The sequence below is a fragment of the uncultured Marixanthomonas sp. genome, from assembly GCF_963974425.1.
Taxonomy (GTDB): Bacteria; Bacteroidota; Bacteroidia; order Flavobacteriales; family Flavobacteriaceae; genus Marixanthomonas.
In genome coordinates, this window is sequence record NZ_CAXBCK010000025.1 from 20,342 (window position 1) to 44,737 (window position 24,396).

Annotated in this window: 21 protein-coding genes; 5 read left to right on the forward strand and 16 right to left on the reverse strand. The window is 35.3% G+C overall.

Annotated features, from left to right (window positions below):
* The first annotated feature begins 79 nt into the window (after positions 1-79).
* Together AACZ92_RS08885 and AACZ92_RS08890 are read left to right on the forward strand one after the other, a co-directional pair.
* Entirely contained in the window at positions 80-487 is a 408-nt protein-coding gene (locus AACZ92_RS08885; protein WP_339699951.1) for a thiol-disulfide oxidoreductase DCC family protein, read from the forward strand.
* Between the two features lie 186 nt (positions 488-673).
* Positions 674-2,542, forward strand: coding sequence for a mucoidy inhibitor MuiA family protein (locus tag AACZ92_RS08890; RefSeq protein ID WP_339699954.1), 1,869 nt, complete (start codon positions 674-676; stop codon positions 2,540-2,542).
* Positions 2,543-2,556: 14 nt separating this feature from the next.
* On the opposite strand, the gene AACZ92_RS08895 is transcribed toward AACZ92_RS08890, so the two are convergent.
* The 8 genes from AACZ92_RS08895 to AACZ92_RS08930 all read right to left on the reverse strand — a co-directional run bounded on the left by AACZ92_RS08895 (position 2,557) and on the right by AACZ92_RS08930 (position 11,017).
* Positions 2,557-3,720, reverse strand: coding sequence for a flavohemoglobin expression-modulating QEGLA motif protein (locus AACZ92_RS08895; protein ID WP_339699957.1), 1,164 nt, complete (start codon positions 3,718-3,720; stop codon positions 2,557-2,559).
* A gap of 1 nt (position 3,721) precedes the next feature.
* Entirely contained in the window at positions 3,722-4,552 is an 831-nt protein-coding gene (locus AACZ92_RS08900; protein WP_339699960.1) for an N-formylglutamate amidohydrolase, read from the reverse strand.
* Entirely contained in the window at positions 4,552-5,580 is a 1,029-nt protein-coding gene (gene gshB, locus AACZ92_RS08905) for a glutathione synthase (RefSeq protein WP_339699963.1), read from the reverse strand. The genes AACZ92_RS08900 and gshB overlap by 1 nt, the downstream gene beginning before the upstream one ends.
* A 95-nt stretch (positions 5,581-5,675) precedes the next feature.
* A complete protein-coding gene (locus AACZ92_RS08910; RefSeq protein WP_339699966.1) occupies positions 5,676-6,467 on the reverse strand; it encodes a hypothetical protein in 792 nt (263 codons plus the stop codon).
* A gap of 99 nt (positions 6,468-6,566) precedes the next feature.
* Positions 6,567-7,448 (reverse strand): hypothetical protein, encoded by an 882-nt coding sequence (locus tag AACZ92_RS08915; protein WP_339699969.1) that lies wholly within the window; start codon positions 7,446-7,448, stop codon positions 6,567-6,569.
* Positions 7,449-7,580: 132 nt separating this feature from the next.
* Positions 7,581-8,882 (reverse strand): dicarboxylate/amino acid:cation symporter, encoded by a 1,302-nt coding sequence (locus tag AACZ92_RS08920; protein ID WP_339699972.1) that lies wholly within the window; start codon positions 8,880-8,882, stop codon positions 7,581-7,583.
* A gap of 55 nt (positions 8,883-8,937) precedes the next feature.
* Positions 8,938-10,002 (reverse strand): chorismate synthase, encoded by a 1,065-nt coding sequence (gene aroC, locus AACZ92_RS08925; protein ID WP_339699975.1) that lies wholly within the window; start codon positions 10,000-10,002, stop codon positions 8,938-8,940.
* 148 nt (positions 10,003-10,150) lie between these two features.
* Positions 10,151-11,017: a hypothetical protein gene (locus AACZ92_RS08930; protein ID WP_339699978.1), complete on the reverse strand. Its 867-nt coding sequence runs from the start codon at positions 11,015-11,017 to the stop codon at positions 10,151-10,153.
* A 134-nt stretch (positions 11,018-11,151) separates the two neighbouring features.
* Here AACZ92_RS08930 and AACZ92_RS08935 point away from each other — a divergent pair, with 134 nt between their 5' ends.
* Positions 11,152-12,027, forward strand: a complete 876-nt coding sequence (locus AACZ92_RS08935; protein WP_339699981.1) for a UDP-2,3-diacylglucosamine diphosphatase — start codon at positions 11,152-11,154, stop codon at positions 12,025-12,027.
* Here AACZ92_RS08935 and AACZ92_RS08940 read toward each other — a convergent pair.
* Positions 12,014-14,932 carry an FAD-linked oxidase C-terminal domain-containing protein gene (locus tag AACZ92_RS08940; RefSeq protein ID WP_339699983.1) on the reverse strand — a complete coding sequence of 973 codons (2,919 nt, stop codon included), beginning with the start codon at positions 14,930-14,932 and terminating at the stop codon, positions 12,014-12,016. The two genes, AACZ92_RS08935 and AACZ92_RS08940, sit on opposite strands and share 14 nt — an antisense overlap.
* 142 nt (positions 14,933-15,074) lie before the next feature.
* Here AACZ92_RS08940 and AACZ92_RS08945 point away from each other — a divergent pair, with 142 nt between their 5' ends.
* Positions 15,075-15,572, forward strand: a complete 498-nt coding sequence (locus AACZ92_RS08945; RefSeq protein WP_339699986.1) for a hypothetical protein — start codon at positions 15,075-15,077, stop codon at positions 15,570-15,572.
* Between the two features lie 134 nt (positions 15,573-15,706).
* Positions 15,707-17,161 carry a membrane dipeptidase gene (locus tag AACZ92_RS08950; protein ID WP_339699989.1) on the forward strand — a complete coding sequence of 485 codons (1,455 nt, stop codon included), beginning with the start codon at positions 15,707-15,709 and terminating at the stop codon, positions 17,159-17,161.
* A 144-nt stretch (positions 17,162-17,305) separates the two neighbouring features.
* Here the strand turns inward: AACZ92_RS08950 and AACZ92_RS08955 are convergent, their stop codons facing one another.
* The 7 genes from AACZ92_RS08955 to AACZ92_RS08985 all read right to left on the reverse strand — a co-directional run bounded on the left by AACZ92_RS08955 (position 17,306) and on the right by AACZ92_RS08985 (position 24,370).
* Positions 17,306-17,755, reverse strand: a complete 450-nt coding sequence (locus AACZ92_RS08955) for a protease complex subunit PrcB family protein (protein WP_339699992.1) — start codon at positions 17,753-17,755, stop codon at positions 17,306-17,308.
* Between the two features lie 38 nt (positions 17,756-17,793).
* Positions 17,794-18,924: an N-acetyl-alpha-D-glucosaminyl L-malate synthase BshA gene (gene bshA / locus AACZ92_RS08960; protein ID WP_339699995.1), complete on the reverse strand. Its 1,131-nt coding sequence runs from the start codon at positions 18,922-18,924 to the stop codon at positions 17,794-17,796.
* Between the two features lie 16 nt (positions 18,925-18,940).
* A complete protein-coding gene (locus tag AACZ92_RS08965) occupies positions 18,941-21,859 on the reverse strand; it encodes a glycoside hydrolase family 3 N-terminal domain-containing protein (protein ID WP_339699997.1) in 2,919 nt (972 codons plus the stop codon).
* Positions 21,860-21,877: 18 nt separating this feature from the next.
* Entirely contained in the window at positions 21,878-22,363 is a 486-nt protein-coding gene (locus AACZ92_RS08970; protein ID WP_339699999.1) for an ABC transporter ATPase, read from the reverse strand.
* Positions 22,364-22,405: 42 nt separating this feature from the next.
* Positions 22,406-23,056 (reverse strand): hypothetical protein, encoded by a 651-nt coding sequence (locus AACZ92_RS08975; RefSeq protein WP_339700001.1) that lies wholly within the window; start codon positions 23,054-23,056, stop codon positions 22,406-22,408.
* Between the two features lie 88 nt (positions 23,057-23,144).
* Positions 23,145-24,092: an aldo/keto reductase gene (locus AACZ92_RS08980; protein ID WP_339700003.1), complete on the reverse strand. Its 948-nt coding sequence runs from the start codon at positions 24,090-24,092 to the stop codon at positions 23,145-23,147.
* A gap of 65 nt (positions 24,093-24,157) precedes the next feature.
* On the reverse strand, positions 24,158-24,370 hold the full coding sequence (locus tag AACZ92_RS08985) for an adenylosuccinate synthetase (protein ID WP_339700005.1): 213 nt from the start codon (positions 24,368-24,370) through the stop codon (positions 24,158-24,160).
* Between the last annotated feature and the right edge of the window lie 26 nt (positions 24,371-24,396).

The window sequence follows — 24,396 nt, forward strand, 5'->3', positions numbered from 1 at the left end:
CTTTTTAAATAGGGCATTAAATAGAACTGTTTTGATTTAGCGTAAAATGTATCGAAGACACCGAGAAATATGTATTTAAATGAGAAGTAATTATAACCATAAAATAATCCTTTTTGACGGGGTTTGCAATCTCTGCAACAGCTCGGTTGTATTTGCTATAAAACGAGATAAAAACGACGTGTTTCGGTTTGCTGCGTTACAAAGTGAAATTGGGGAGCAGCTTATTTCAAAATTTAATATAGATACTTCAAAAACCGATTCCATTATTTTAATTGATGGCGAAAAACAGTACGAAAAATCTTCGGCGGCACTTCACATAGCTAAACATCTTTCCGGTGGTTGGCCACTTCTCTACGCCTTTATCATTGTTCCAAAATCTATAAGAGATTTGGTTTACAACTTTATTGCAAAAAACCGCTACAGATGGTATGGTAAAAAGGAAAGTTGTATGATCCCTACCCCTGCATTGCAAGCTAAGTTTTTGTAATAATCGGTTTATTTCAGATACAAACGAAAATACGTTAAATACACTTATCTACTCCCCTAACACAATAACAGATGTTATAAACTTAAATGTTACAACAACTACTGAACTAACAAGAAACTGTCCGCTTTTTTATTCAATGTTTCATTTAAAATTTTATAGTAGATTTGTGAGTATAAATCATACTTCATGAAAAATATTTTCTTCCTGTTTTTTTTATTCCCGTTATTAATTTTTGCATCAGATAGCGACTCAAAACCTTCAACAATAAAAAAAGTGACTGTCTACCTTAATGGGGCCTCGATTGAAAGAGCTGCATCTATAAATCTCCTTTCAGGGGAAAACACGGTTGTATTCAATGATTTATCGCCCGATATAAACGAAAATAGCATACAGATTTCAGGATTAAAGAACGCGACGGTTTTATCCTTGGGCTATGCAATTGATTATCTTGAAAAAGGAAAGCTTTCAGAAGACTTTAAACTTTTGGAAACCAAGCTAGATAACCTAAAAAAACATAAAAATGAAATACAAAATAGTATTTCTGGCTATCAAAAGGAATTGGAGTTATTGGAAAAGAACCAGCGTATAAATAGTGATGCCACCGACCTCTCATTGGTTAAAGTCAAAGAAATGTCAACTTATTACAGAACCAGAGTAACTGAAATAAAAAATACGATTTATAATCAAAATTTGACTCTTTCTGAGGTAAACAAAGATATACAAGATTATTCCAATGAGCTTTATAAACTAGAAGATGACAGAAAGAAAAGACGTGGCAAAATAACTGTTAAGCTTGACGCGAAACAAACCACCAATCTTTCTTTAATAATTAAGTACAATATAAATAACGCAGGCTGGTTTCCAGTATATGACATAAAAGCTAAAAATACCAACTCACCAATTGAGATTTCATATAAAGCAAGCGTATATCAGCAAAGTGGTACAGACTGGGAAGATGTAGCCATTACTTTGTCCACTGGAGACCCAAACACCAACAATCTAAAACCTGAGCTTTCAACAAAATACCTGAATTTTGTAAATAGACAATATAGAAGCCAGACTCCCATTAGCCGAAGCAATCACAAATACAATCCGACAGTAAAACGGGTAAGTGGAACGGTGCTTGATAATACAGGATTGCCTCTTCCCGGTGTAAACGTTATAGTAAAAGGTACTTCTCATGGAACACAAACCGATTTTGATGGAAATTATACTTTAGAAATTAGAGATGGAGAAAAATTAGTCTATAGTTATGTTGGTTTTGAAACTATCAATCTGCCTGTATATGCAAGTATTATGAATGTGCAGTTACCGCAAGGTGAAACACTTGAGGAAGTAGTTGTTACGGGATATGGCGGGCGTGCAAAAAGAAGGAACGATAATGATCTCAATAGAGCAGTTCAAGCAATGGAAGAGCCTGTTCCTAGTTTTACAAAAGAAACTGGAATTACCAATACTCAGTTTAAAATCAAAAAATCTTACTCTATCCCTTCTAGCACGGAAGTGACTAGTATCGAAATTGAAACCATTGACCTGCCAGCCACATATCAACACTACGCTGCCCCAGAGTTGAACGAAAACGTATTTTTAACGGCCATTATTAAAAACTATGAACAGTATGATTTTTTACCAGGTGAAGCCAATGTTTATTTTGAAGGCAATTATGCTGGAAAATCCATTATAAACCCACAAGTAGCTACTGATAGCCTAAATCTTTCACTGGGGACAGATCCGAACGTAATAGTAACTCGTGAAAAACTTAAAAACTATAAAAGTAAATCCTTTTTAGGAGGTAACCGCATTATTGAAAAAGGGTTTAAAATCGAAATAAAGAACAACAAAAACACTACTATAAATCTACTTTTAGAAGATCGTATTCCCATTTCCCAAAACGAAAAAATTAAATTGGACGATATTAGTATAGGGGCAGCAAAATACAACAAAGAAACAGGCATTTTAAAATGGAACCTAACGCTGTCCGCCAATAAAAAAGACGAAAAGGAATTTTCATACACCGTGAAATACCCCAAGGATAAACGTATAAACTTGAATTGAGTTTATAAGTAGTATTATTTCAAATTCTGAAGAATAAAATCAAGCTTGGAATTCGTGTTTTCGTTACTATCAAAGGCAAAGTTTTTATACCGATTTTTTTCGGCCAACCCTTGCTGCTTCCAGTTTTGAATTATAGATTCATTCTCTAAAGTAACTTTTCCAGCTAAAAGGTTGTCTAACGATATTTCTTTTTGATACAAATTATACACTTTCTTTAAACCCGTAAGATATAAATGATCTTTGGTAAAACCGCCACCTCTATGGGCGCGTAGGGTTATATTATAGGCCTCTTCCCTATTTAGTTTGTATTGATTGTGTAACAAATCGAACGTATCACAAAAATTAAAACCTCTTCGCAAACTATCGGTTGCCAATACGCGGTAGCTTAATTCTTTTAAGCGGTATAGGGTTAAACATCCACTCATATATTCACTAAAAACAGCCAAACCTTCTTGCGTTTCCACATTTTTTGGAAACCCATTATGGAAAATTTTAAGCGGTTGATTTAGACTATTAAAAGTAGTAACTAGATGAACACCTATTTCGTGATTAGCCAATACTTTAAGTTGGTTGGTGCTAAAGCGATGATTTTTTTTAAGTACTAAAGTCTGCTTGTTATTTAAAACCATAGCAGCGGCTGAAATCTTATTGGAAAGTTTAATGTTGAATTGAAAATCATACTGTTTGGTAAACGTTTCAAAATAATCGGCTGCTTCGTTTGCATTAAAAACAGGAATCATTTCTTGATTGTATTCTTCATCTTCAAAATGAAGAATAAAACGTGCATTATCTACATCTTTTTCTGTAGGTGTCCCAAATGATTTTAATGAATTAAAGTAAAATTTCTCCTTTTGTCCAACGGTTTCTACACATTGTACTAAACCCGAATAATCATAAATTACTTCCCTATAAAAAGCACGAGTCTCTTCATCTTTGATACTATCAATATCTTGTGAAAAAAGTTCTTGTTGCAGCTTATGTGCATTAAAATCAAGTTTTCGATACTTAAAGTTAGGATTTACATTGTATTTTGAAGCAAAGAAGTTGCGCTTTTCTTGTTCTATATTTATAGGGTTTACAAAGTTTAACACCTCAATTTTTTGAACTAATTTGTTCAAATTATAATCAATCCTAAATAAGTTAGGATAGGTATCTATGTTAGCTTGTATATGTGTCATGTTATTTGTTGAACGTCTTGTAAAACAATGCAGCGTGCTCTTTAACTTTTTGCTGAAGTTGCTGTTCAATGGCTGAAACTATTTCAGGATAGATCACTTCTCGCAGCTCGTCACAATAAATTTTCTTAAATTCAGTCGCCAAAACTAATGTATTTTTAAAGTTTTGGGTGATAAATTTTAAAAAATAACCATTTCCGAAGAAGGTATCGTTAATTTTTGAAGTAGCTTTAATATCATGCGGAAGTTTTAATTCTGATAGGGATTGTCGCCAGTTTTCCACCATTTCGCCAAAACGATCATTATCAATATTTGAAGTCCCCAAATTAATTACCGGCACTTCCCTATCCCAACGACGCCAGTTATAGCTGTGCATATCATACACCACAATAGAGCCAAACTTTTCTTCTAGTTTTGAAATCAAGGCATGAACTACCGAATAAAATGCGGTATGCTTTTCAAGGCTTTGTTTCTTTTCTGAAGGGCTTAATGGTTCTTTCCACAATTGTTTTCCCCAAGCCAAATCGAATATTGCATTGTCTGGATCGCGGTTCAGGTCATATTCAAACCGACTATCGCAACCAGCAATTACAATAGGATGTGTTTTTACAAACTCCTTAGTACAGGGATCTTCCTCAAACCAACGTTCAAATTCAGTATGAATACAGTTTTCCCACAATTCTTTCCGAAATTGATGTCCATCATGCACCGCTCCACAAAAGTAGGGTACATATTCGTCAATTTTTAAGGTGAAAGAATAATTGTCTGCCACGGCTTCAAATGACTCTTCCGCTTCAATTTTTTTAATAATTTCTGAAACTGCTAATCTTTCCATTAGGCATCACTTACGTGTTTACGTAATTTTTGGCGACGTTCGAAGGCATTTACTCGTTCTACTACTTTATCTTCAACAAAGTCAATAATTTTTTCTTGTATCTTGCTTTTGTATACTTTGTTCATATAGGTGATTCCTCCGGGCGACATCACATTTACCTCTACCAATTTACCACCAATAACATCAATCCCTACAAAATAAAGTCCGTCTTTTACCAGTTTTGGGCCAATACGACGGCACAACTCTTTTTCTTGTTTACTTAAGGTATGTTTTTGCACACTACCTCCAGCACTCACATTACTTCTATGGTCCTCATCACCCGGTACGCGACGCATCGCACCAATAGGTTGGCCGTTTAACAATAAAATACGAACATCTCCTTGGTCGGCTCCTTCAATATAATCCTGTAAAATCACATAATTTGTAGTCCCGTCTTTATTATCAATATAAAAATCCAGCAAAGAGTTGATACTTTTCATCGCGCTTTTTTCAATTAATATTACCCCGGAACCACCAAAACCATTTAGAGGCTTTAAAATCATACGATCGGGACCTTCTTTAATTATTTTCTTTAAATACTGTTTGTTTTTTGTAACATGAGTTCGCGGAATCATTTCGTTGTTTTCATCCTCAAAGACAGCCGTGTACAATTTATTGTTCGCACGGCGGATACCGTCAAGATCGTTCATAATAAAAACATCGTCCTTAACAGAATCTAAAAAGTTAAGCATAATCATATCTAGCGGAGGATTGCTACGAAGGATGATTACATCAAAACCTGCCATAGGCAGCATTTCGTCATAAAACTCAGCTTTTGAATGAAACCCTTTTAATCCTTTTGGCAATTTTTCTTGTCGCTTTAAACATCTCGAGAATGCAAAAGCCACACTATCTCTAATAGTTAAGTTTGCAGGTGTTGTCGTTACTATGCCGTGGCCTCGCTTGGCAAATTCTTTTATTAACGCTAAGGTAGAGTCGTTTTCAGGATCAATTTGATCCCAAGGGTACATGATAAAGCAAACGTTCATGAGGGTCAGTTTTAATTAGTATTTTAAATATACTAATTATGAAGTAACCTGAAAGGCTTTTTTAAAGAAAGGTTAAAGGATAGTGAATAACGGTTTTAATCTATAGTCTGCCCGTTGTTAACACTCCCAAAAGTTTCATTAATATCTTCACCCCAAGTAAAGTCAATGTATTCATTTCCTATTCCAATTAATTGTAAAGAAGTTCTAACTGGTGCTCCTCCATATTGAGAAACACCAATATCAACAGAAGCTCTTCCAGCTGCAGGACCATTATTAGCAGTAAATGTACCCCCGTAGCTTAAAAATTGAATTACATTTCCTGTAGATATTTTTACTAAGGCAATTCCATCGGGGTTTCCATTTTGTATTCCGCTATAAGCAAATGATTGAAACCCATATCCATTAGCTTGATCCATTAATACCCCGCTAAGTGATATACTAGAACCATATGTGTTTCCATTTGATCCATTATAAAGTACAATTTGATAATCTGACAAATCAACACCTGAAGTACCTGCTACTTCTATAGCTTCATTAGCATCTGTACCATTATTATCATAATGTATTTCATTGATCCAAATTTCAGGTGCCGCCACAGTTCCATTCCATACATTCTCCCAAGAGTCCCCATCCCATATTTGTAAACTACCTGATTGTTCAACAAAAACCAAAAGACCAAAATCACTATAACCAGGGTTTATAGCATCTCTTGCATCATCATTTGGTACCCGTGGTGGCATAAAACCTTTATAAACAGTGCCTCCATCTGAGGTACTACTTACTTCAAGCATAGATGTAGGCGATGGGTTTGTTGTACCAATACCCACTTGGGCGGATACAACGCTTAATAAAAAACTAAAAATGGTGACTAAGTAATACTTTTTCATAACTATGATTTTCAAAGTGAATCATAGCATGTACTAGGCTAATTTTTAAGATTTTGGGTATAAATAATTACTGGGAAGTATTCAAATATAAAACTTTTTTTAATTATTTCCATAAATTTCTACATTATCTATAACCCATAATTCATTTGAGTGATTATTACTTAAAACAATTCCTACAACTAAATTCATTGAGTTTGGTATTCCGGTTATTTCTACATAAGAGATACCTGAACTTCCCGTAGGTGTCGTTGTAGAAATAGCGGAGTTATTACCATCATATGCAATTGAGTTAGACCCTGTAGCTGAAAAATCATATTTAGCATTACTACTACCATTTATCTCCATTTCATAAGAAAAAGTAGTTCCGCCATCTGTACTAATATAAACATCAACATAATCTGAAACATCAGCTCCATTGCTAGTGGAGTTTAAAGAAAAAGATGCTAGTCGAAATTTTAGACTTGCTGTTGTATAAGATGAAGCGTCTACTGGACCAAAATCTATATCTGCATCTCCATTAATAACGCCATAGCTTCTACCATCAATGTAAGTATTAGTGTTAGGACTAGTTCCATTACCTGCTTGATAACTTCCGGCAGTATTAATTGAGATTGGTAATACTGGACTTGCAGGCGTTGTTTCAAAGTCTTGAATACCTAATAAAATAGGGCCTGAAGAGTGACCCGTCATACAATAGACGTTTTCCCAAGTACTCTCAACCCCATTCCAGGTTTGCAAACAGCGAGTATCTTCAAAAAAAATTAATAAACCATCATCTGTAGCGGTAGCCTTTAAAGCAATATCAGCTCTTCCAGCTGCATTTACTCTAGGAGGAAGAAATCCGCCATAATTGACTCCATCGTTAGAACTTTCTACATCTAATACTGAAGCAGTACTCGGTGAAGTTGTATTAATACCAACTTGAGAATAAATTGGTAGTGCAATTAATAATACTACATTTAGAATAATTAATTTTTTCATTTACACTTTACTTTAGTTAGTTTAAATACTAGCCTAGGTTAAGTCTGTTATAATAAAACGGGGACTGCTAAAGTATAGCAATCCCCGTTTTTAAAAATTATCTAAATATTATGTTTAGAAAATATCTCTTAACTATTTCTTATAATTATCATCCCAATCTTTTACAATAGGATTTCCTAGTTTTCCTTGTGATTTTGCCACCATCATAGAAACGGCAGCATCACCTGTTACATTTACCGTGGTACGGCACATATCTAATGGTCTGTCAATGGCAAAGATTAAAGCTAATCCTGCTTCGGGGATGCCCGCTTGGGCCAATACAATAACCAACATTACCATCCCGGCACCCGGAACTGCTGCTGAACCTATTGAAGCCAACGTGGCTGTTGCAATAATCCCTAACTGAGTTCCAAAAGAGAGATCCATACCAAATGCTTGTGCTATAAACACTGCTGCCACAGCTTGATATAAACTAGTTCCGTCCATATTGATAGTTGCACCAATTGGTAACACAAAACTGGTAACCTCACGCTTTACTCCTAAATGCTCTTCTACCCGTTCCATAGTAACCGGTAAAGTTGCAGCACTTGAACTTGTAGAAAATGCTAATAATTGAGCAGGGCCAATTCCGTTGAGAAAGCTCTTTGGGGTATGTTTTGTAAATATCCATACTAATAGAATATAAACACCAATCATTAAAGCCAGTCCTCCTACTACACATAGTGCGTACATTCCTAATGCAGCAAATAGGTCAGCACTTGGAGCTTCGACTACTAAAGCTGCCAATAAGGCAAATACGCCATATGGTGCGGCAAGCATAATAAGATCTATCATTTTGAGGATGACTTCATTAAAGCCATCAAAAAAATCTTTTACGGGTTGTGCTGTTTTTTCGGGAATCAATATCAGTCCAATTCCGAAGAAAATAGCAAAAAAGATTACTTGAAGCATATTTCGGTTACTTGAAGAAGCCCCAATTATATTATCAGGCACTAAATCTACCAAAGCTTGTAAAGGCCCCGCATCTTTTTGACGCTGAGCATCTTGACGTTTCATTTCGGCTTCGCCCCCATAAGCTTCTACTAATTCAGAACGAGTTTCTTCAGTTATAGTTTTTCCTGGTTTTACCAAATTAACAACCCCTAGGCCAATAGATACGGCAATTACAGTTGTAATTACATAGGTTACAATGGTACGCAACCCCATTTGTGATAGACTGGAAATATCTTTTAAGTCGGAAACACCTTTAATTAGTGAAGCAAGTATTAATGGTACAGCTATTAACTTTAAAGCATTTATAAAAATGGTTCCGAAAGGTTTTATCCAATCTTCAATAAAGCCAGGTCCCCAGCCAAAATTGGTTAATAAAAGGGCAAAAACTACCCCAAGCGCCATTCCTAATAAAATTTGCCAGTGTAAAGCCAGTTTCTTCATATATGTAATGCTATTGTTCTTTTATTTTGATGTTTCGTAATATACAGATAATCTTTTAGAGTTTGGCGACTTTGTTCAGCAGCCAAAAATCTGCTAATACTAATGCTGCCATCGCTTCTACTATAGGTACTGCACGAGGTACTACACACGGATCGTGACGCCCTTTTCCCTGCATGTTAACCTGCTCTCCTTCACTATTAATAGTTTGCTGTTTCTGCATAATTGTGGCGACAGGTTTAAAAGCAACATTGAAATAGATAGGTTCGCCATTGCTTATTCCTCCTTGAACACCACCACTATAATTGGTTTTGGTGCTTCCGTCTTTGTTAAACAAATCATTATGTTCACTTCCTTTCATTTTCGTTCCTCCAAAGCCACTTCCATATTCAAAACCTTTCACGGCATTTATGGAAAGCATCGCTTTACCTAATTGAGCATGTAGTTTATCAAAAACAGGCTCGCCTAGACCAACAGGAATATTCTCAATGACACACGTTACCTGCCCTCCAACGGTATCGCCTTGTTTTCTAATTTCTTTAATATACGTCTCCATTTTTGAAGCCATATCAGCATCTGCACAGCGAACAGGATTGTTTTCTATTTCGTTGAAGTTGACTTCTGAATATTTTTTCTGAAGAGACAATTCGCCAACAGCAGATACATAGGCTGTTATTTTAATATCTTTTAAAAGCTGCTTTGCTATTGCTCCAGCAGCCACTCTACATGCGGTTTCTCTGGCTGAAGAACGTCCTCCTCCTCTATAATCACGATTGCCATACTTTTTATCATAGGTATAATCTGCATGCGATGGCCGGTAGGTATCTTTTATATGTGAGTAGTCTTTGGATTTCTGATTGGTATTTTCAATAATAAAGCCAATAGGTGTTCCCGTGGTTTTTCCTTCAAAAATACCACTGAGAAATTTTACAGTATCAGGTTCTTTTCGTTGTGTAACAATAGAAGATTGACCCGGTTTTCGCCGTTGCATTTCTGCTTCAATAGCATCTAGATTTATTGATAACCCTGCTGGGCATCCATCAATAATTCCGCCTAAGGCTTCGCCGTGCGATTCGCCAAAAGTGGTAAGCTTAAAAATGTTTCCGAAGGAATTGCCTGCCATATTCTGTTTTTAGCGTGTTTGTATAAATTTAATTGTGTCTTTTAAGCATCTAATTTTGCAAGTACAAACCGAATAAAAAATCCCTGAAGATTTTTGAAAATAGACTTGCAGTAGCAATTAATTTTATACGGTGTTTACAAGCGTTATTTTAATAATATGTAATAATCAAAGAGTCTGGATTGGACAAAAAGTTATAATTGATTTGTTCAGGGTAATTATCGGAATCATAAATATAACTATAGTTATTAGAACTATTTCCCGAGCAAGAAACAACATTGTTTTTGTTTAAAAATCCAAAATAATTATCATCATCGCCAATTGTAATAAAGGGGTAATTAGAGTTGAGAATAACAGCCTCAATCTTTTTTATACTCAAATTGTTCGGCAAATTATGGTCGAACACAACAAATGGATTATTCTTATTATCATATTCAAAAGAATATGATATATTTTGAGAATTTTCATTAATATTAATTTCAGTAATATTTTCGCCCTTATAAATATATTCTTTAAAAGTATAGAATTCATTATTAATGTCTTTTCTTTCAGCGGACAATATTTTATTATCTGAATCTAGGTTAATTCGAATTTCATTACCTTGATTACGGTTGAGGATAATGACATTAGATTCATACTCAAAGTGGTCCGTATAATTTAAATCATAGCCAATATAATTTCTAGATTTTAAAGTACCGTTAGAATAATAAGTGTAATTAACTTCTACTATTGGAATATTAGAGGTAGAATGAATTCTATAGGTTTTTATCAAGTTATCATCTGAATCGTATTGGTAATGTGTAGCATAGTCTAATTGTTCTATGTCAATATATTCTTCTTTTAAAATTAGTTTGTTGCTTTCATTATAATACAGACTATCAACACTTGTTTCATTATCAAAAGAAAGACTTTCGATTAATTTTCTTGATATATCTTTCTCTTCTTTAATTGCTTCCTCATCAGAGGAACAGGAATAGATCAATATACTGAAAAATAACAAGCAAAATACTCTTTTCATAAGGATGGGTTCAAATGTTTTTAACAAATGTAAATCTTACAACTGAAACTTAAAAACAAACGTTCTTCTTAATAATTTAAAAACACAAGCTATAATGCATAACCATTTCACCAACTATTGGTAACCTTGTCTTAATGAGAATATTGACAAATTTGAAAATCTTTGTATCCCAAATTGACCTCTTGAAAAGAAAAGTAGAAATTGTTGTATTATCAGACATTCATTTGGGTACGTATGGCTGCCACGCCAAGGAAGTATTACACTATTTGAATTCTGTAAAGCCTAAGAAATTAATTCTTAATGGTGATATTATCGATATTTGGCAATTCAGAAAACGCTATTTTCCAAAAGCCCATTTACAGGTTATTAAAAAAATAATTGCTTTAGCCACAAAAGGTACCAAAGTGTATTATTTAACAGGGAATCACGATGAAAAGTTACGACGCTTCAGTGACACCAAGATGGGGAACATTCAAATATTGGATAAGCTTATTTTAAATATCGACGGAAAAAAGGCTTGGTTTTTTCACGGTGATGTATTCGATGCTTCTATTCAACACACCAAATGGATTGCTAAATTAGGTGGTTGGGGATACGATTTACTAATCCTATTTAACCGCTTTGTAAATCACTGTTTGGCAAAATTTGGTAAAGACAAATATTCGCTTTCCAAAAAAATAAAAAACAGTGTAAAAGGTGCCATTAAGTTTATAAGTGATTTTGAAACCACTGCAACCGATCTTGCCATCGATGAAGGGTACGATTTTGTTGCTTGTGGCCATATACACCAGCCTGTCATAAAAAAAGTGACAAACAGTAAAGGGAGTTGTACGTATCTAAATAGCGGCGATTGGATTGAAAATTTAACCGCTTTAGAGTATAATAACGAACGTTGGATGTTATACAAGCACGGTGAAAAGAACCCGTTTTTAAAACCGGTTCTAGATGAAATTACCGACGATGATACAGAGGCCTACCCTGAGTTTCTATCAGCTTTTATTCATGAGTAAGGGCTTGCTTTAATATAGTAACCGGATGTAAGGCTTGCACGCCTGTTCCATCTTTTATTTGATGTCTGCAGCTTGTGCCATTAGCAGCAATAATGGTGTCTTTTGTAGCTTTCCTAACTGAAGGAAATAGCTTTAACTCGCCAATTTGCATACTTACTTCGTAATGTTTTTTTTCATATCCAAAGCTACCTGCCATGCCGCAACAACCCGACGTGATAATTGTTGGTTTATAGTTTTTAGGCAAATTCAGTAAATCGAATGTGATTTTTTGGTTACTCAGTGACTTTTGATGACAGTGATTATGAATTTTAATACTCTTGACTTCGGAAGTAAATTGACCTGCGGTTATATTCCCTAGTTTAATTTCTGAAGTTAGAAATTCTTCCACTAAAAAGCTGTTTTTTGAAATTTCTTTTGCCGAATCCAAATCATCAGTCAAACGAAGATATTCATCCCGAAAACCTAAGATAGCTGAAGGTTCAATACCGAGCATTGGTATTTCTTCTGAAACAACATTTTTTAAATAATCAATATTTTTATTCACTTCAACTTTTGCCTCTTTTAAAAAACCTTTGCTTATCAAGGCTCTTGCACTGTCCAAATGATCAATAACCGCCACTTTATATCCTAATCCAGTTAGTAAATCATACGCATCTTCAGCAATCTCAGCATCTAGGTAATTACTAAATTCATCCACAAACAAGATAACTTCTTTATTATCTATATTTAATTGATTTTCTATTGATTGAAATATTTTACTAAAACTTTTACTTGAAACAAGGGGTAAGCTTCTTTCCGAAGCCACACCACTTACTTTTTTTATTATTTTTGAAGTAAATTCATTTTTATAAACCGCATTTGTTAGCTTCGGAAACCGTGCTCCCATTTTGTTCAATCGGCTACTTTTTGCAAACAATTTATTGGATAGTGAAACACCGTTCGCTTTATTATATTGATATAAAAACTCTGCTTTTGCTGTGGCCATATCCACATTACTGGGGCATTCATTTCCGCAGGCTTTGCAACTAATACAAAGATCAAGAACCTCTTTTAGTTCCTCGCTGTTAAATTTATTTGCAGAAGTATTATTAGTTAAGACCTCGCGCAACATATTAGCTCGGGCTCTTGTGGTTTCTTTTTCATTTTTAGTCGCGTGATAACTGGGACACATCGCTCCAGCAGTTTCGGCTGTTTTACGGCAATCACCACTCCCGTTGCACTTTTCAGCTAAACGAAGAATACCTTCACTATCTGAAAAATCTAAAATCGTTTCAATTTCTGGTTCTTCTCTATCTATTTCATATCGAAGTGATTCGTCCATATTCCAGGCATCGGTTATTTTCCCTGGATTGAAAATATTATTTGGATCGAAGGCGTTTTTTATATTTTTCAGAAGAGAAAAATTTTGCTCACCAATGAGCATTTCTAAAAACTCGGCTCGTACAATTCCGTCGCCATGTTCGCCTGAAAAAGAGCCTTTGTACTTTTTGGTCAACTTAGCAACATCGGTCGTAATCTTTCTAAAATAAGCAACTCCTTCCCCATCCTTCAAATTTAAAATAGGCCGTAAATGCAACTCTCCCGCCCCAGCATGGGCATAATACACTGCTTTTTGGTCATATTGCTGCATTAATGCTGTAAAATCGGCTATATAATTGGGCAAATTCTCTAACGCTACTGCGGTATCCTCAATACACGCCACGGCTTTTTTATCGCCTACCATATTCCCTAGCAAGCCAAGTCCGGCTTTTCGGAGTTCTAGCGCCATGCCTATTTCTTTCCCTTCTAAAACAGGCATTGTATAACCTAAACCTGAACCTGAAAGAGATTTTAACAAAGCTTTCGTTTGCCGCTCAAGATCTTCAACCGTATCAGCTTTTAACTCAAGCATCAAAAGGGCTTTAGGCTCTCCTTCTACAAAAAAACGATAGGGTTCATACTTTTTACTGTGTTTGGTACAGTTTAAAATAACATCGTCCATCATTTCGCACGTATGCAGGTTGTGCTGCATAGCCACTGAAACATCATTTAGGCAATTCTCAAGGCTGTTGTATTGCGACACCACCATTGCAGTATATTGGGGCGGCAAATCGTCTAATTGAAGCGTGATTTCAGTCGTAAAAGCGAGGGTTCCTTCACTTCCGCAGAGTATTTTACAGAGATTTATTTCTTCCGAAGAAGTTTCATCAAATATTTCAGTATCTATTAATCCATCAACAGCATAGCCTGTGTTTCTACGGTGTATTTCGGGCTTTGGGAATTGTCGTTTAATTTCCGCACGAGTTGCTTCCGAAGCTAATTCAGAATAAAGGGTTTTATAAATAGTTCCTTCAAAGCTATCTTCTTTTATTTTCTGAAGAAATCTCTCTTTAGATATTGAATTAAAAACTGACGTTTCACCATTTGCCAAAATTGTTTTTAACTGCAACACTTTATCACGCGTAACCCCGTATTGAATAGATGTTGTTCCGCTACTATTATTACCTACCATTCCACCGATCATGCATCGATTGGATGTTGATGTATTGGGACCAAAAAAAAGACCGTATTGTTTTAAATAAGTGTTCAATTCATCCCGAATAATGCCTGGCTGGACGGTTACCGTCTTATTTTGAGTATCTACTGAAAGTATATTAGTAAAATATTTAGAAACATCTACCACAATTCCATCACCCACACATTGCCCTGCCAAAGAAGTTCCCGCTGTTCGTGGAATAAGCGAAGTATTGTTTTCTTGAGCAAACTCAATTAACTGTTTAATGGCATGCTCCGTCTTCGGAAAAGCTACTGCTAGCGGAATCTTACGATATACCGAAGCATCGGTGGCATAGATTAATTTATGAAGGTTATCAAAATGGAAATCACCTTCAAAAGTATCTTTAAAAAGGGAAAGCTTTTTTTTCATAGGTTTCTGTAAATGTAAAAAAACAACCTCTTCTTCTTTAACAAAACTTTCTAAAATACGGTTTTAAAGTTAGGAACGCGTTAACACATACGTGCACTTAATCAACCTACATTTGTTTAATTAACATTATAAAACAACAATTATGAAGAAACTTGTATTGATTTTAATAGCTATTGGAGCCTTTTCTTTTTCTGCTAATGCACAAGAAATAGCCGACAATGCAATTGGTCTACGTCTTGGTGGTAGTGATGGTTTCGGACCCGAAGTTAACTACCAGCGTGCGCTTAGCGACAACAACCGTTTGGAGTTAGGTTTAGGCTGGAGAAGCAATAATGATTTTGATGCCTTTAAACTAACTGGTTTGTACCAATGGGTATGGAACATTGACGGTGGTTTTAACTGGTATGCAGGTCCTGGTGCAGGTATTGCTAGTGTAGATTATGACGATGATTTTTTTGATAATGATGATAGATTTGATGATTCTGAAACCTACTTATTCATAGCAGGGGATATTGGTATAGAGTATAATTTTGATATTCCATTATTATTGTCTTTAGACTTTAGACCAGAATTCGGTTTTGGCGATTACAACGACGATGTAGATTTTGACATTGCTTTGGGCGTTCGCTACCAATTCTAGACAGCATAAAACATAGAAAATTTAACCCTTGTTAGTAGCGAGGGTTTTTTTATGTCAAATTTCAGGATAAAACCCCTTTCTGTTTTAGAATATGTTAAGTAACTTTATGGAATACAACACGATACAAACCAATCATGGAAACTCACTATACAGACATCCATTGCCATCCTTCCTTAAAACCCTATAGTAAAAGCTTTAAATACAATCCGCAAAAGCAAAATCCACTCAATTCTGGGCGGAAAAACTCTATTTGGCATTACAGTCCGCCAAACTTTTTTGAAAAGCTTATAAACCGTATTGTCACTCTTACAAAGTTTACACAAACCGATATGACTGCCTTGGCAAAAGCGCGGACTAAAACAGTCATCGTAAGCCTCTACCCTTTTGAAAAACACTTTTTAAGCCGAAGAATATGGGGATGGAAAGGCTTGACCGATGTTTTGGTAAACCTCGCAGCCAGTATTAGCCAAAGCCGGATTGATTATGTTTTAAGCCAAAACAATTATTTTGAAGATTTGCTTTCAGAATATAACTTTCTCCTACAATTGGACAATCAAGTTGAAAAAATTGATGGCATTTTCTATACCTATCGAATTGTGAACAGTTATACAGAAATTGAAGCCAATAAGCAACTAGAAACCGATACTAAAAAAATTATCAATATAATAATCAGTATTGAAGGCGGGCATGCATTCAATACAGGTTTAAAGATGGATGTAAATACCGCAAACCCTACTGAAGTAAAAGAAAACGTAAAAAAAGTAAAGCAATGGGAACATCGACCTTTGTTTCTTACCTTGGCACATCATTTTTATAACGAATTGTGTGGACATGCAAAAAGTATTAGCATCGGGGCGTTAGAGGATAACCAAAAACGAGGCCTCAACACAGGTATTACTCCTTTGGGTTTTGAAGTAATTGAGCTATTATTAGACAACACCAATGGCAAGCGTATTCCAATTGATGTAAAACATATGAGCGAGGATTCCCGGAAAACATATTATGGTTTGCTAGACACTACTTTTAACACTGAAAATATACCTGTAATCGCTAGCCACGGAGCAGCCAATGGATATCGCTCTTTAGTAGAGAAAAACAAAACAGATTATCCGGAACGAGCTGAATATTTCAACCAAATAGATATTAATTTTTTTGATACTGAATTTATACGAATAGCAAGGAGCAATGGAATTTTTGGCATACAGTTAGACGAAAGACGTATAGGAAGCCCCAAAGCGATTAAAGAATCTAAAATATACTTACCGAATAAACGGAAACAGCTTCAAAAAAAATCGTTATTGGTTTGGCGACAAGTGGAACATGTGGCTGAAGTTTTGGACAAAGAAGGTTTGTTCTGTTGGGGCATACAATGTATTGGTAGCGATTTTGATGGAATTATCAACCCTTTAAAAGGTATTTGGACCGCTGAAAACATTCGCGACCTGGCTGATGAGCTAGTTAAACATGCCGACACATATATGTCCAAAAATCGAAACAATTTAAAGGACTTTAATAGAATTACCGGCGAAGCAATTGTAGAACGTGTGCTTCACGGTAATGCCATGGAATTTATTGAACGTTATTATTAGTGAATTTGTCATTCCGATACAGGTACAACGAAAAATTACACTTGAGAGGAAAGCTAAAAGCAAAATAAAAAAACATAATACACCAAACAATTTGCGACTAACAGAATGTGTTAAGTAGGACGTGCTTTCTTCCAGTCGAAATGACTATTTGTCAAAAACTATTGGTAAGTTCTGTTTGTTGAGCTTCACAAGTGTAAAAGGAGTTGTGAGCGCCATAGTAACATTATCTTTAGGTTTAGGGGAAGTGCCACCAATATGAATAATCACTTCATCTTCTGTTTTTTCAATGTTTTTTACAGCAACAGTAAAACCTCCTGTAGAGGTTTGTCCAAGATTCACAAAAGCTAAAATTTCTTTATTAAAATCAACTTCAGGTATGGGGATTCCTGGTTTTCTAGTTTTATTAATTTCAGCAAAAAGAGTTTGTAGCTCTTCTTGGTCTTTAATGATTTTACGCTGTGGTTCTTCAATGTTACTTTGTGATGACGAAACCAACACTTGAAAAGGAACATTATTAGATGTTTCATCCTGAGGTGATTGACCACCTTTACAGGCAGAGAATAATATTACAATAGATAGTAAGAGTATTTTCATCTCTATAGATTTTTATGAATCAATTGACTGCGGGTGCTTTACACGATCATTTTTACAGCTTGCTCATAAACTGCTTCGTATAAAGGTACAATATTTTTAGTATCGAAGGTTTTGGCAGTTTCTCGAGCCTGTTTTTTAAATTTTGCAAGAGTTTCTTCAGAAGAAAGTATTGAGACGGCATTTTTAGCCATTTCATCTACGTTACCAACGTCACTTAAATAACCACTCACTCCATTTTTATTAACCTCTGGAAGTCCGCCGGCATTACTTGAAATAACAGGAACACCACTGGCCATTGCTTCTAAAGCTGCCAGACCAAAGCTTTCTTTTTCCGAAGGCAATAAAAACAAGTCGCTAAAACACAAAATTTTACCTACTTCACTACTATTACCTAAGAAAACGACCTGATTTTTTATTCCTTTTTCAATACAAAGTTCTTCACAAGCTTCTTTTTCGGGACCTTCCCCAACCATTAATAATTTCGCAGGAATTTCTTTCTGAATACGGTCAAACACCTCAATAACATCGGCTACTCTTTTTACCGTTCGTAAGTTACTAACGTGTGTTATAATACGTTCTTCTGGTTCTGCCATTAATTCTCGTTGGCAATCGGTAAATGAAGGGTTATGCTTTGCTATATCTATAAAGTTAGGAACTACCTTAATATCATCTTCAACAGTAAAAAGACGGTTAGTATCGTCTTTTAAGCTTTGTGAAACCGATGTAACCACATCACTTTTATTGATACTGAATGTAACGGCAGGTTTATAAAACTCGTGATTTCCTACTAAGGTTATATCTGTACCATGTAAGGTAGTAACCATAGGCAAGAAAATCCCTTCTTCTTCTAGCATTTTTTTAGCCATATATCCTGCATAAGCATGCGGAATAGCATAATGTACGTGTAATAAGTCTATGTTATGCAGCTTAACCGTATCGACCAATTTACTAGAAAGTGCCAATTCGTAAGGTTGATAATGAAACAAGGGATAGTCTGGTACTGACACTTCGTGAAAGAATATTTTTTTTGAAAGTAGCTCTAATCGAACTGGTTGTTTATAAGTTACAAAGTGAACTTCATGACCTCTTTCGGATAAGGCAATGCCCAATTCGGTAGCAACAACACCACTACCGCCAAAAGTTGGGTAACATACAATGGCTATTTTCATAATTTACTTTTCTTATTTAATAATCAATGGCATCATAAATAGCTTGCTGTATTTTGGTACGCAAATTACTACTTATCAACTTTCTATTTCGGGAATCAGGGTACGTTCTGTTAGATAAAAATATATAAACTATTTCCAAGTCGGGATCTGCCCAAGCAAACGTTCCTGTAAATCCGCTATGTCCAAAACTTGTCATGGAAACACACCCACAAGTTGGTCCAACATCGCCCAATTGGGGTTTATCGAAACCTACTCCTCGCCTTACATCGTCCTCACAATAATAGCAGGTATTAAAAGCATCTAAAGTTTCAGGCTTAAAATAACGGGTTCCGCCGTAAAATCCTTTCCATAGGTACATTTGCATGATTTTGGCAATATCGTTAGAGGTACTGAATAAACCAGCATGACCACTTACGCCACCTAACATTGCAGCTCCTTGGTCATGAACGTAACCTTGTACTTTTTGCATACGGAATGTGTTATCTTCTTCCGTAGGAACAATGTTGCTTTTTGGAAATTTATTTAATGGCAAATATGTAGTATGATTCGCTCCTAATGATTCATAGTAGTTACGTTGCACGAGCCTTTCTAGAGGAGCACCATAAAATTCTTCTAAATATTTTTTCAAAATATAATAAGGTAAATCGCTGTACTTATAGCCTTTGACCGGTCTTAACTCACTATCCTTAATTATTTTAAAAATACTGTCTTGGTAATCACGGCGCATGTAAAGATCCTCGGCGACCTCCACATTAAACTTTTCAGTTGCTGTCGTACTATAATATTTAGCAGCCGGCTTATTAGTAATGGTATCTAATGTATGGGTATAAAACGGAATCCACGCTTTAAGGCGGGCATAATGTGACAGCATTTCTTTGAGTGTGACATTAGCTTTGTTTGAATTTTTATACTCCGGAAGCATTTCGCCCAAGGTAGTATCCATAGTAAGCACACCTTGATCAAATAAATTCATTACCATAGGCAACGTGGCTAAAATCTTTGTAAGTGACGCCACGTCGTACATATTACTATCTTTAATAGCGCTCTTCTTTTGCTGGGTTTGATGCCCAAACGTCTTATTATAGATTACCTTTCCTTTTCTAGCTACTAATATTTGGGCTCCAGGCATCATATTGCTCCACAACCCAACTTGTGCTAAAGAATCTATTTTTTTAAGCTTATAACTGTTTACCCCTACACTTTCAGGTGTTCCGTATTGTAGGCGTTTTAAGGATTTTGTTTTAAAATGTGTATTAAGCGGAAATGATTCTCCTAATGTTACCGGTAACTTTCCATTTGCCTCTCTGGCTCCAAATATTAATTGTGCAGAAAGTTGCTGCGAAACCTCACTATTTTGATATGATAAAATTACTCCTTCAAAATTAGCAGCTGTTTTAAGATCTGAAAGTGCATAAGGTCTCGCAAATACATCTAAAATAACCGTGTTAGTTCGAGCAATTTCGTATATCCACACTAATTCTTTTTCAGTAAACTTGTAACCCTTCCAAGGGTTTTCATTGCTTTTATGGAAACCAATAACTACATAATTATAATCTTTCAGCTTTTGCACATAGCCATCTAAGTTATTCGCTTTTACCCAATCTATTTTGGCATATTTCCGAAGTTCTTCTAAGAAAGGTTTTCCTGATTCATCACCAAAATTTACATATGCGATTTTCTTTTTCTGTAGGTCTTTAATAGGTAACGTTGCTTTGTCATTTTTAAGCACGGTTAAAGCATTTTCCATCGCTTTTTCGTATAAAGCATCGTCATTTACAGTGTTTAACTCTTCAACCAAATAAGTAGTGTCAACAGGTTGGTAATCGTTTAAGCCTACCTTGTATTTGGCGTACATAATTTTTTTAACGGAATGTGCTAAGCGCTCTTCAGTAATAGCCCCTTCTCTATATGCGTTAACCAATAAGGCGTGAGCTTTCGGAATGTCTTCAGAAATAAGCAACACATCATTTCCTGCCAAAAAAGCTGCAAGGTCTATCTCTCCAGGTTTATCAAAATTGGCAACACCTCGCATATTTAAAGCATCGGTAAATATTAAACCATTAAAGCCGAGTTCTCCTTTTAATATATCGGTTACAACTGTTTTTGATAGTGACGACGGAAAATTCAATTTATCCTCTAGCGCTGGAACATTTAAATGGGCTACCATCACACTGTTCAACCCTTCTTTAATTAACTCTCTGTATGGATATAATTCAATACTGTCAATTCGCTCACGAGTATGGTCTATAGTAGGTAATACTTTGTGCGAATCGTCTTCGGTATCACCATGGCCGGGAAAATGTTTCGCACTACCCAAAATACCTGCTTGATGAAAACCTTTCATAAAAGCTAAAGCTTTTTCAGTTACATTCCCCTTGTCTTCTCCAAACGAGCGGTTACCGATAATAGGATTGTTAGGATTGGTATTAATATCTACCACGGGCGCAAAGTTTATATGTACTCCTAATCGTTTACTTTGCTCTCCTATTCGTTTTCCAACTTGGCGAACAATATCGTTATCTTCAATAGCTCCCAAAGTCATGTTCCAAGGGTATGCGAACGTTGTGTCAAGTCGCATAGCGAGTCCCCATTCGGCGTCCATACCAATAAGTAAAGGTGTTTTTGAAAGTTCTTGAAACTCGTTATTTAATTTTGCTTGCCTTTTAGGACCTCCTTTTGAAAATATAACACCACCAATATATTGGTTGTTTATTAGGCTTTTTACTTTATCAATTTTAGCTTTTGGTGCACTCGAAAAAACATCGACCATAAATAATTGACCAATTTTTTCTTGTAACGACATATTACCATAAATACTATCCACCCATTTCTTTTGATTCTCAAAGTCTTCTTTTATAATCAATGGATTGATTTGCTGGCTATAAGCGGATGTAAAAAGTAATGTAAGCAGTGAGGTTAAAAGCAATTTTTTCATAAACCGAAAGTACTAAAACTATGATAAAAAACGATTGTGCCAAGACTCTTTTGCAGGCACTTCCCAATTCTCCAAATATTCCTCTTTAGTATTGACTAAATTATTAAAGACAATCGTGTTTTTAGAAACTGATTTACTTTTAGCCATTTTTCTGAAATCGGAAAGCGGTTTATGAGCTATATAATCGCCAGAATAAAAAGTAACATTCATTTTATCCATTAAATCGACATCGTATTCTTTTTCCAAGGATTGAATAAAATGAACAGAAGCATCAATACTACAGCCTGATGCCGAAGCTATCGATTGATTTAAACCTATAACTATAAACCGATTATGTTTAATTTCAAAACCAGCTTGTAAATCGGAACCATGAGCGGTCCATTCTTTTAAAAATGAAGCTGTTTTTGGTTCAATTTCAGCTATTTCTTCGTCGGTAAATTTACGATTGGTTTGATATATCCAGATACGAGAATCACCTGGTAAGTTTTTAAAATCTGTAAGCATATTTTTTATTTTTTTCAGAAGTAAAGATACTTCAGAAAATTATTATTCTTTAATAACTATGAAAGAAGCTTGGTAACCGGTGCCTAAATTCCACTCTTTTGCTGAAATCAATTGAGCCTTGTCATCATAAACGTGCAATTCGGCTGTGTTAGGACCTGAAGTTCCTTGATTTAATGCTTCAAAGACTACGGTGTTAATTCCTTTTTGTAACGGTAACTTTATTGTTGTAAATGAAGACGTTAAAGAAATATCTGACCGTACTACATCATCATTGACAAATACTCGAATGCGATCACCATCAACAAATTCGTGATCGCGACACATAACGTTTACAAACTCCCCATTGGTTTTAACGTCCCCTAATTTTTGGTCTTGTAAATAAGAAGCCAAAACGGGTTTGTCTTTTTTCTTAAAATATTTTGGAGCTTCATCGGTTTTATAGTCCAACAAACCATCATCTGTATTAAAGTCAATATCAGGGTCTTCTTCTCCTAAACCTGGGTTTTCATCATTTGGTTTTCTTGGATTGGTAAGGCTCGGGGTATCGAGATCTGGAAGCTCAAGTCCTGTTGGAGTGTCATCTGGAGTGTTATCAATAGATTCAAAACGTACACTTGTATTCTGATTGTCAATTTGTCCCACGCAATAAAAGGTCGTGAAACCAATACATATAAATACCAAAATAAATCTCATAGTCGCCATAAATTTCTTGAAATAGATAAACAATAAGCACGCCAAAGATATACAAGCGTACAAATCATTTTCTTAAAAAAAACAGAAATTAAGCACTCACATTGTTTAAAGTTTCTATTTCTGTAATAGTGAGCTCCAAGATGGCTGCTTCTTTAAAAGCTGTAAGATGTTCTTTTTTTGTTGCACTTACAATAGGAGCCGATACGGCTGGCCTGTGTAATACCCAAGATATTGCAACAGCGGCAGGAGATACTTTATGATTTTTTGCTATAGTATTTACAGTCTGGATTATCTTTTTAGTTTTTTCATTCCAGTGTTTCTTTACATAACTTGCTCTGCTGGAGTTTTCAATATCTTTTTCAGAAGTATATTTACCTGTAAGTAATCCACTTGCTAAAGAAAAATATGTTGCGACACCAAGATTCACTTCTTCACAAATTGTTTCTATGCCTCCTTCAAACTTAGAACGTTCTAACAGATTATATTCTGGTTGAAAAACAGAGTAAGCTGGTAAATCATTTACTCTTGATACTTCTAAGGATTTACGTAATCGTTCTGCCGAAAAATTTGAAGCACCTATATATTGTACTTTTTTTTCGGCAATTAAGTCTTTAAAGGCTCCTAACGTTTCTTCAGGAGGTGTTGTTTCGTCATCTTTGTGAGCATAGTACAAATTAACATAGTCGGTTTGCAGACGGTTTAATGAATTGTCAATTGATTTTTTAATATGTTTTTCTGAAATATCAATACCGCCTTGCCCAATATCCATTCCGGTTTTGGTACAAAGAATGATATCTTTTCGGTTTCCGCGTTCTTTCATCCATTTTCCAATGATTTTTTCAGACTCGCCACCTGAATTGCCATCAATCCAACGTGAGTAAACATCGGCCGTATCTATGCAATTAATGCCCAATTCGGTTATGGCATCGAGCATTTCAAAAGATTCTTTTTCGTTTAAGGTCCAACCGAAAACATTTCCTCCAAAAATTATCGGTGAAATCTTTAAGATTGTATTTCCTAATACATTTTTTTTCATAAAAATTAATTTTTTATACTAAACTTGTAAAATACGTGTTATTTTTGCGACTAACTTTCGACTAATTATTTGTTCTTCTTTTTTCGCCTACTGCGCCAAACGAAGAACAATATTATAAAAACCACAGGGATTACAATATAAATTATAATGTCGGCGGGACTTGATAAATCTAATGGTTTATTATTATCCGGATGCGGAACTTCTTTCGGAATTTGCGCTTCTGCCTTTGAAATGAAGAACATTAATGCCGCAAATAAGCTTGAAATATATTTTTTCATGACTTTATTTTAGCTTGAATGTACTT

Excerpts from the sequence above, each read along its gene's own strand:
- AACZ92_RS08930 (WP_339699978.1), bottom strand. The coding sequence starts at position 11,017 with ATGAAAAGAGTATTTTGCTTGTTATTTTTCAGTATATTGATCTATTCC.
- AACZ92_RS08950 (WP_339699989.1), top strand. The coding sequence starts at position 15,707 with ATGGAAACTCACTATACAGACATCCATTGCCATCCTTCCTTAAAACCC.
- AACZ92_RS08940 (WP_339699983.1), bottom strand. The coding sequence starts at position 14,932 with ATGAAAAAAAAGCTTTCCCTTTTTAAAGATACTTTTGAAGGTGATTTC.
- AACZ92_RS08965 (WP_339699997.1), bottom strand. The coding sequence starts at position 21,859 with ATGAAAAAATTGCTTTTAACCTCACTGCTTACATTACTTTTTACATCC.
- gshB (WP_339699963.1), bottom strand. The coding sequence starts at position 5,580 with ATGAACGTTTGCTTTATCATGTACCCTTGGGATCAAATTGATCCTGAA.
- AACZ92_RS08970 (WP_339699999.1), bottom strand. The coding sequence starts at position 22,363 with ATGCTTACAGATTTTAAAAACTTACCAGGTGATTCTCGTATCTGGATA.
- AACZ92_RS08920 (WP_339699972.1), bottom strand. The coding sequence starts at position 8,882 with ATGAAGAAACTGGCTTTACACTGGCAAATTTTATTAGGAATGGCGCTT.
- AACZ92_RS08985 (WP_339700005.1), bottom strand. The coding sequence starts at position 24,370 with ATGAAAAAATATATTTCAAGCTTATTTGCGGCATTAATGTTCTTCATT.
- AACZ92_RS08935 (WP_339699981.1), top strand. The coding sequence starts at position 11,152 with ATGAGAATATTGACAAATTTGAAAATCTTTGTATCCCAAATTGACCTC.
- AACZ92_RS08955 (WP_339699992.1), bottom strand. The coding sequence starts at position 17,755 with ATGAAAATACTCTTACTATCTATTGTAATATTATTCTCTGCCTGTAAA.
- AACZ92_RS08900 (WP_339699960.1), bottom strand. The coding sequence starts at position 4,552 with ATGGAAAGATTAGCAGTTTCAGAAATTATTAAAAAAATTGAAGCGGAA.
- bshA (WP_339699995.1), bottom strand. The coding sequence starts at position 18,924 with ATGAAAATAGCCATTGTATGTTACCCAACTTTTGGCGGTAGTGGTGTT.
- AACZ92_RS08885 (WP_339699951.1), top strand. The coding sequence starts at position 80 with ATGAGAAGTAATTATAACCATAAAATAATCCTTTTTGACGGGGTTTGC.
- aroC (WP_339699975.1), bottom strand. The coding sequence starts at position 10,002 with ATGGCAGGCAATTCCTTCGGAAACATTTTTAAGCTTACCACTTTTGGC.
- AACZ92_RS08945 (WP_339699986.1), top strand. The coding sequence starts at position 15,075 with ATGAAGAAACTTGTATTGATTTTAATAGCTATTGGAGCCTTTTCTTTT.
- AACZ92_RS08980 (WP_339700003.1), bottom strand. The coding sequence starts at position 24,092 with ATGAAAAAAAATGTATTAGGAAATACAATCTTAAAGATTTCACCGATA.
- AACZ92_RS08890 (WP_339699954.1), top strand. The coding sequence starts at position 674 with ATGAAAAATATTTTCTTCCTGTTTTTTTTATTCCCGTTATTAATTTTT.
- AACZ92_RS08975 (WP_339700001.1), bottom strand. The coding sequence starts at position 23,056 with ATGAGATTTATTTTGGTATTTATATGTATTGGTTTCACGACCTTTTAT.
- AACZ92_RS08910 (WP_339699966.1), bottom strand. The coding sequence starts at position 6,467 with ATGAAAAAGTATTACTTAGTCACCATTTTTAGTTTTTTATTAAGCGTT.
- AACZ92_RS08915 (WP_339699969.1), bottom strand. The coding sequence starts at position 7,448 with ATGAAAAAATTAATTATTCTAAATGTAGTATTATTAATTGCACTACCA.
- AACZ92_RS08895 (WP_339699957.1), bottom strand. The coding sequence starts at position 3,720 with ATGACACATATACAAGCTAACATAGATACCTATCCTAACTTATTTAGG.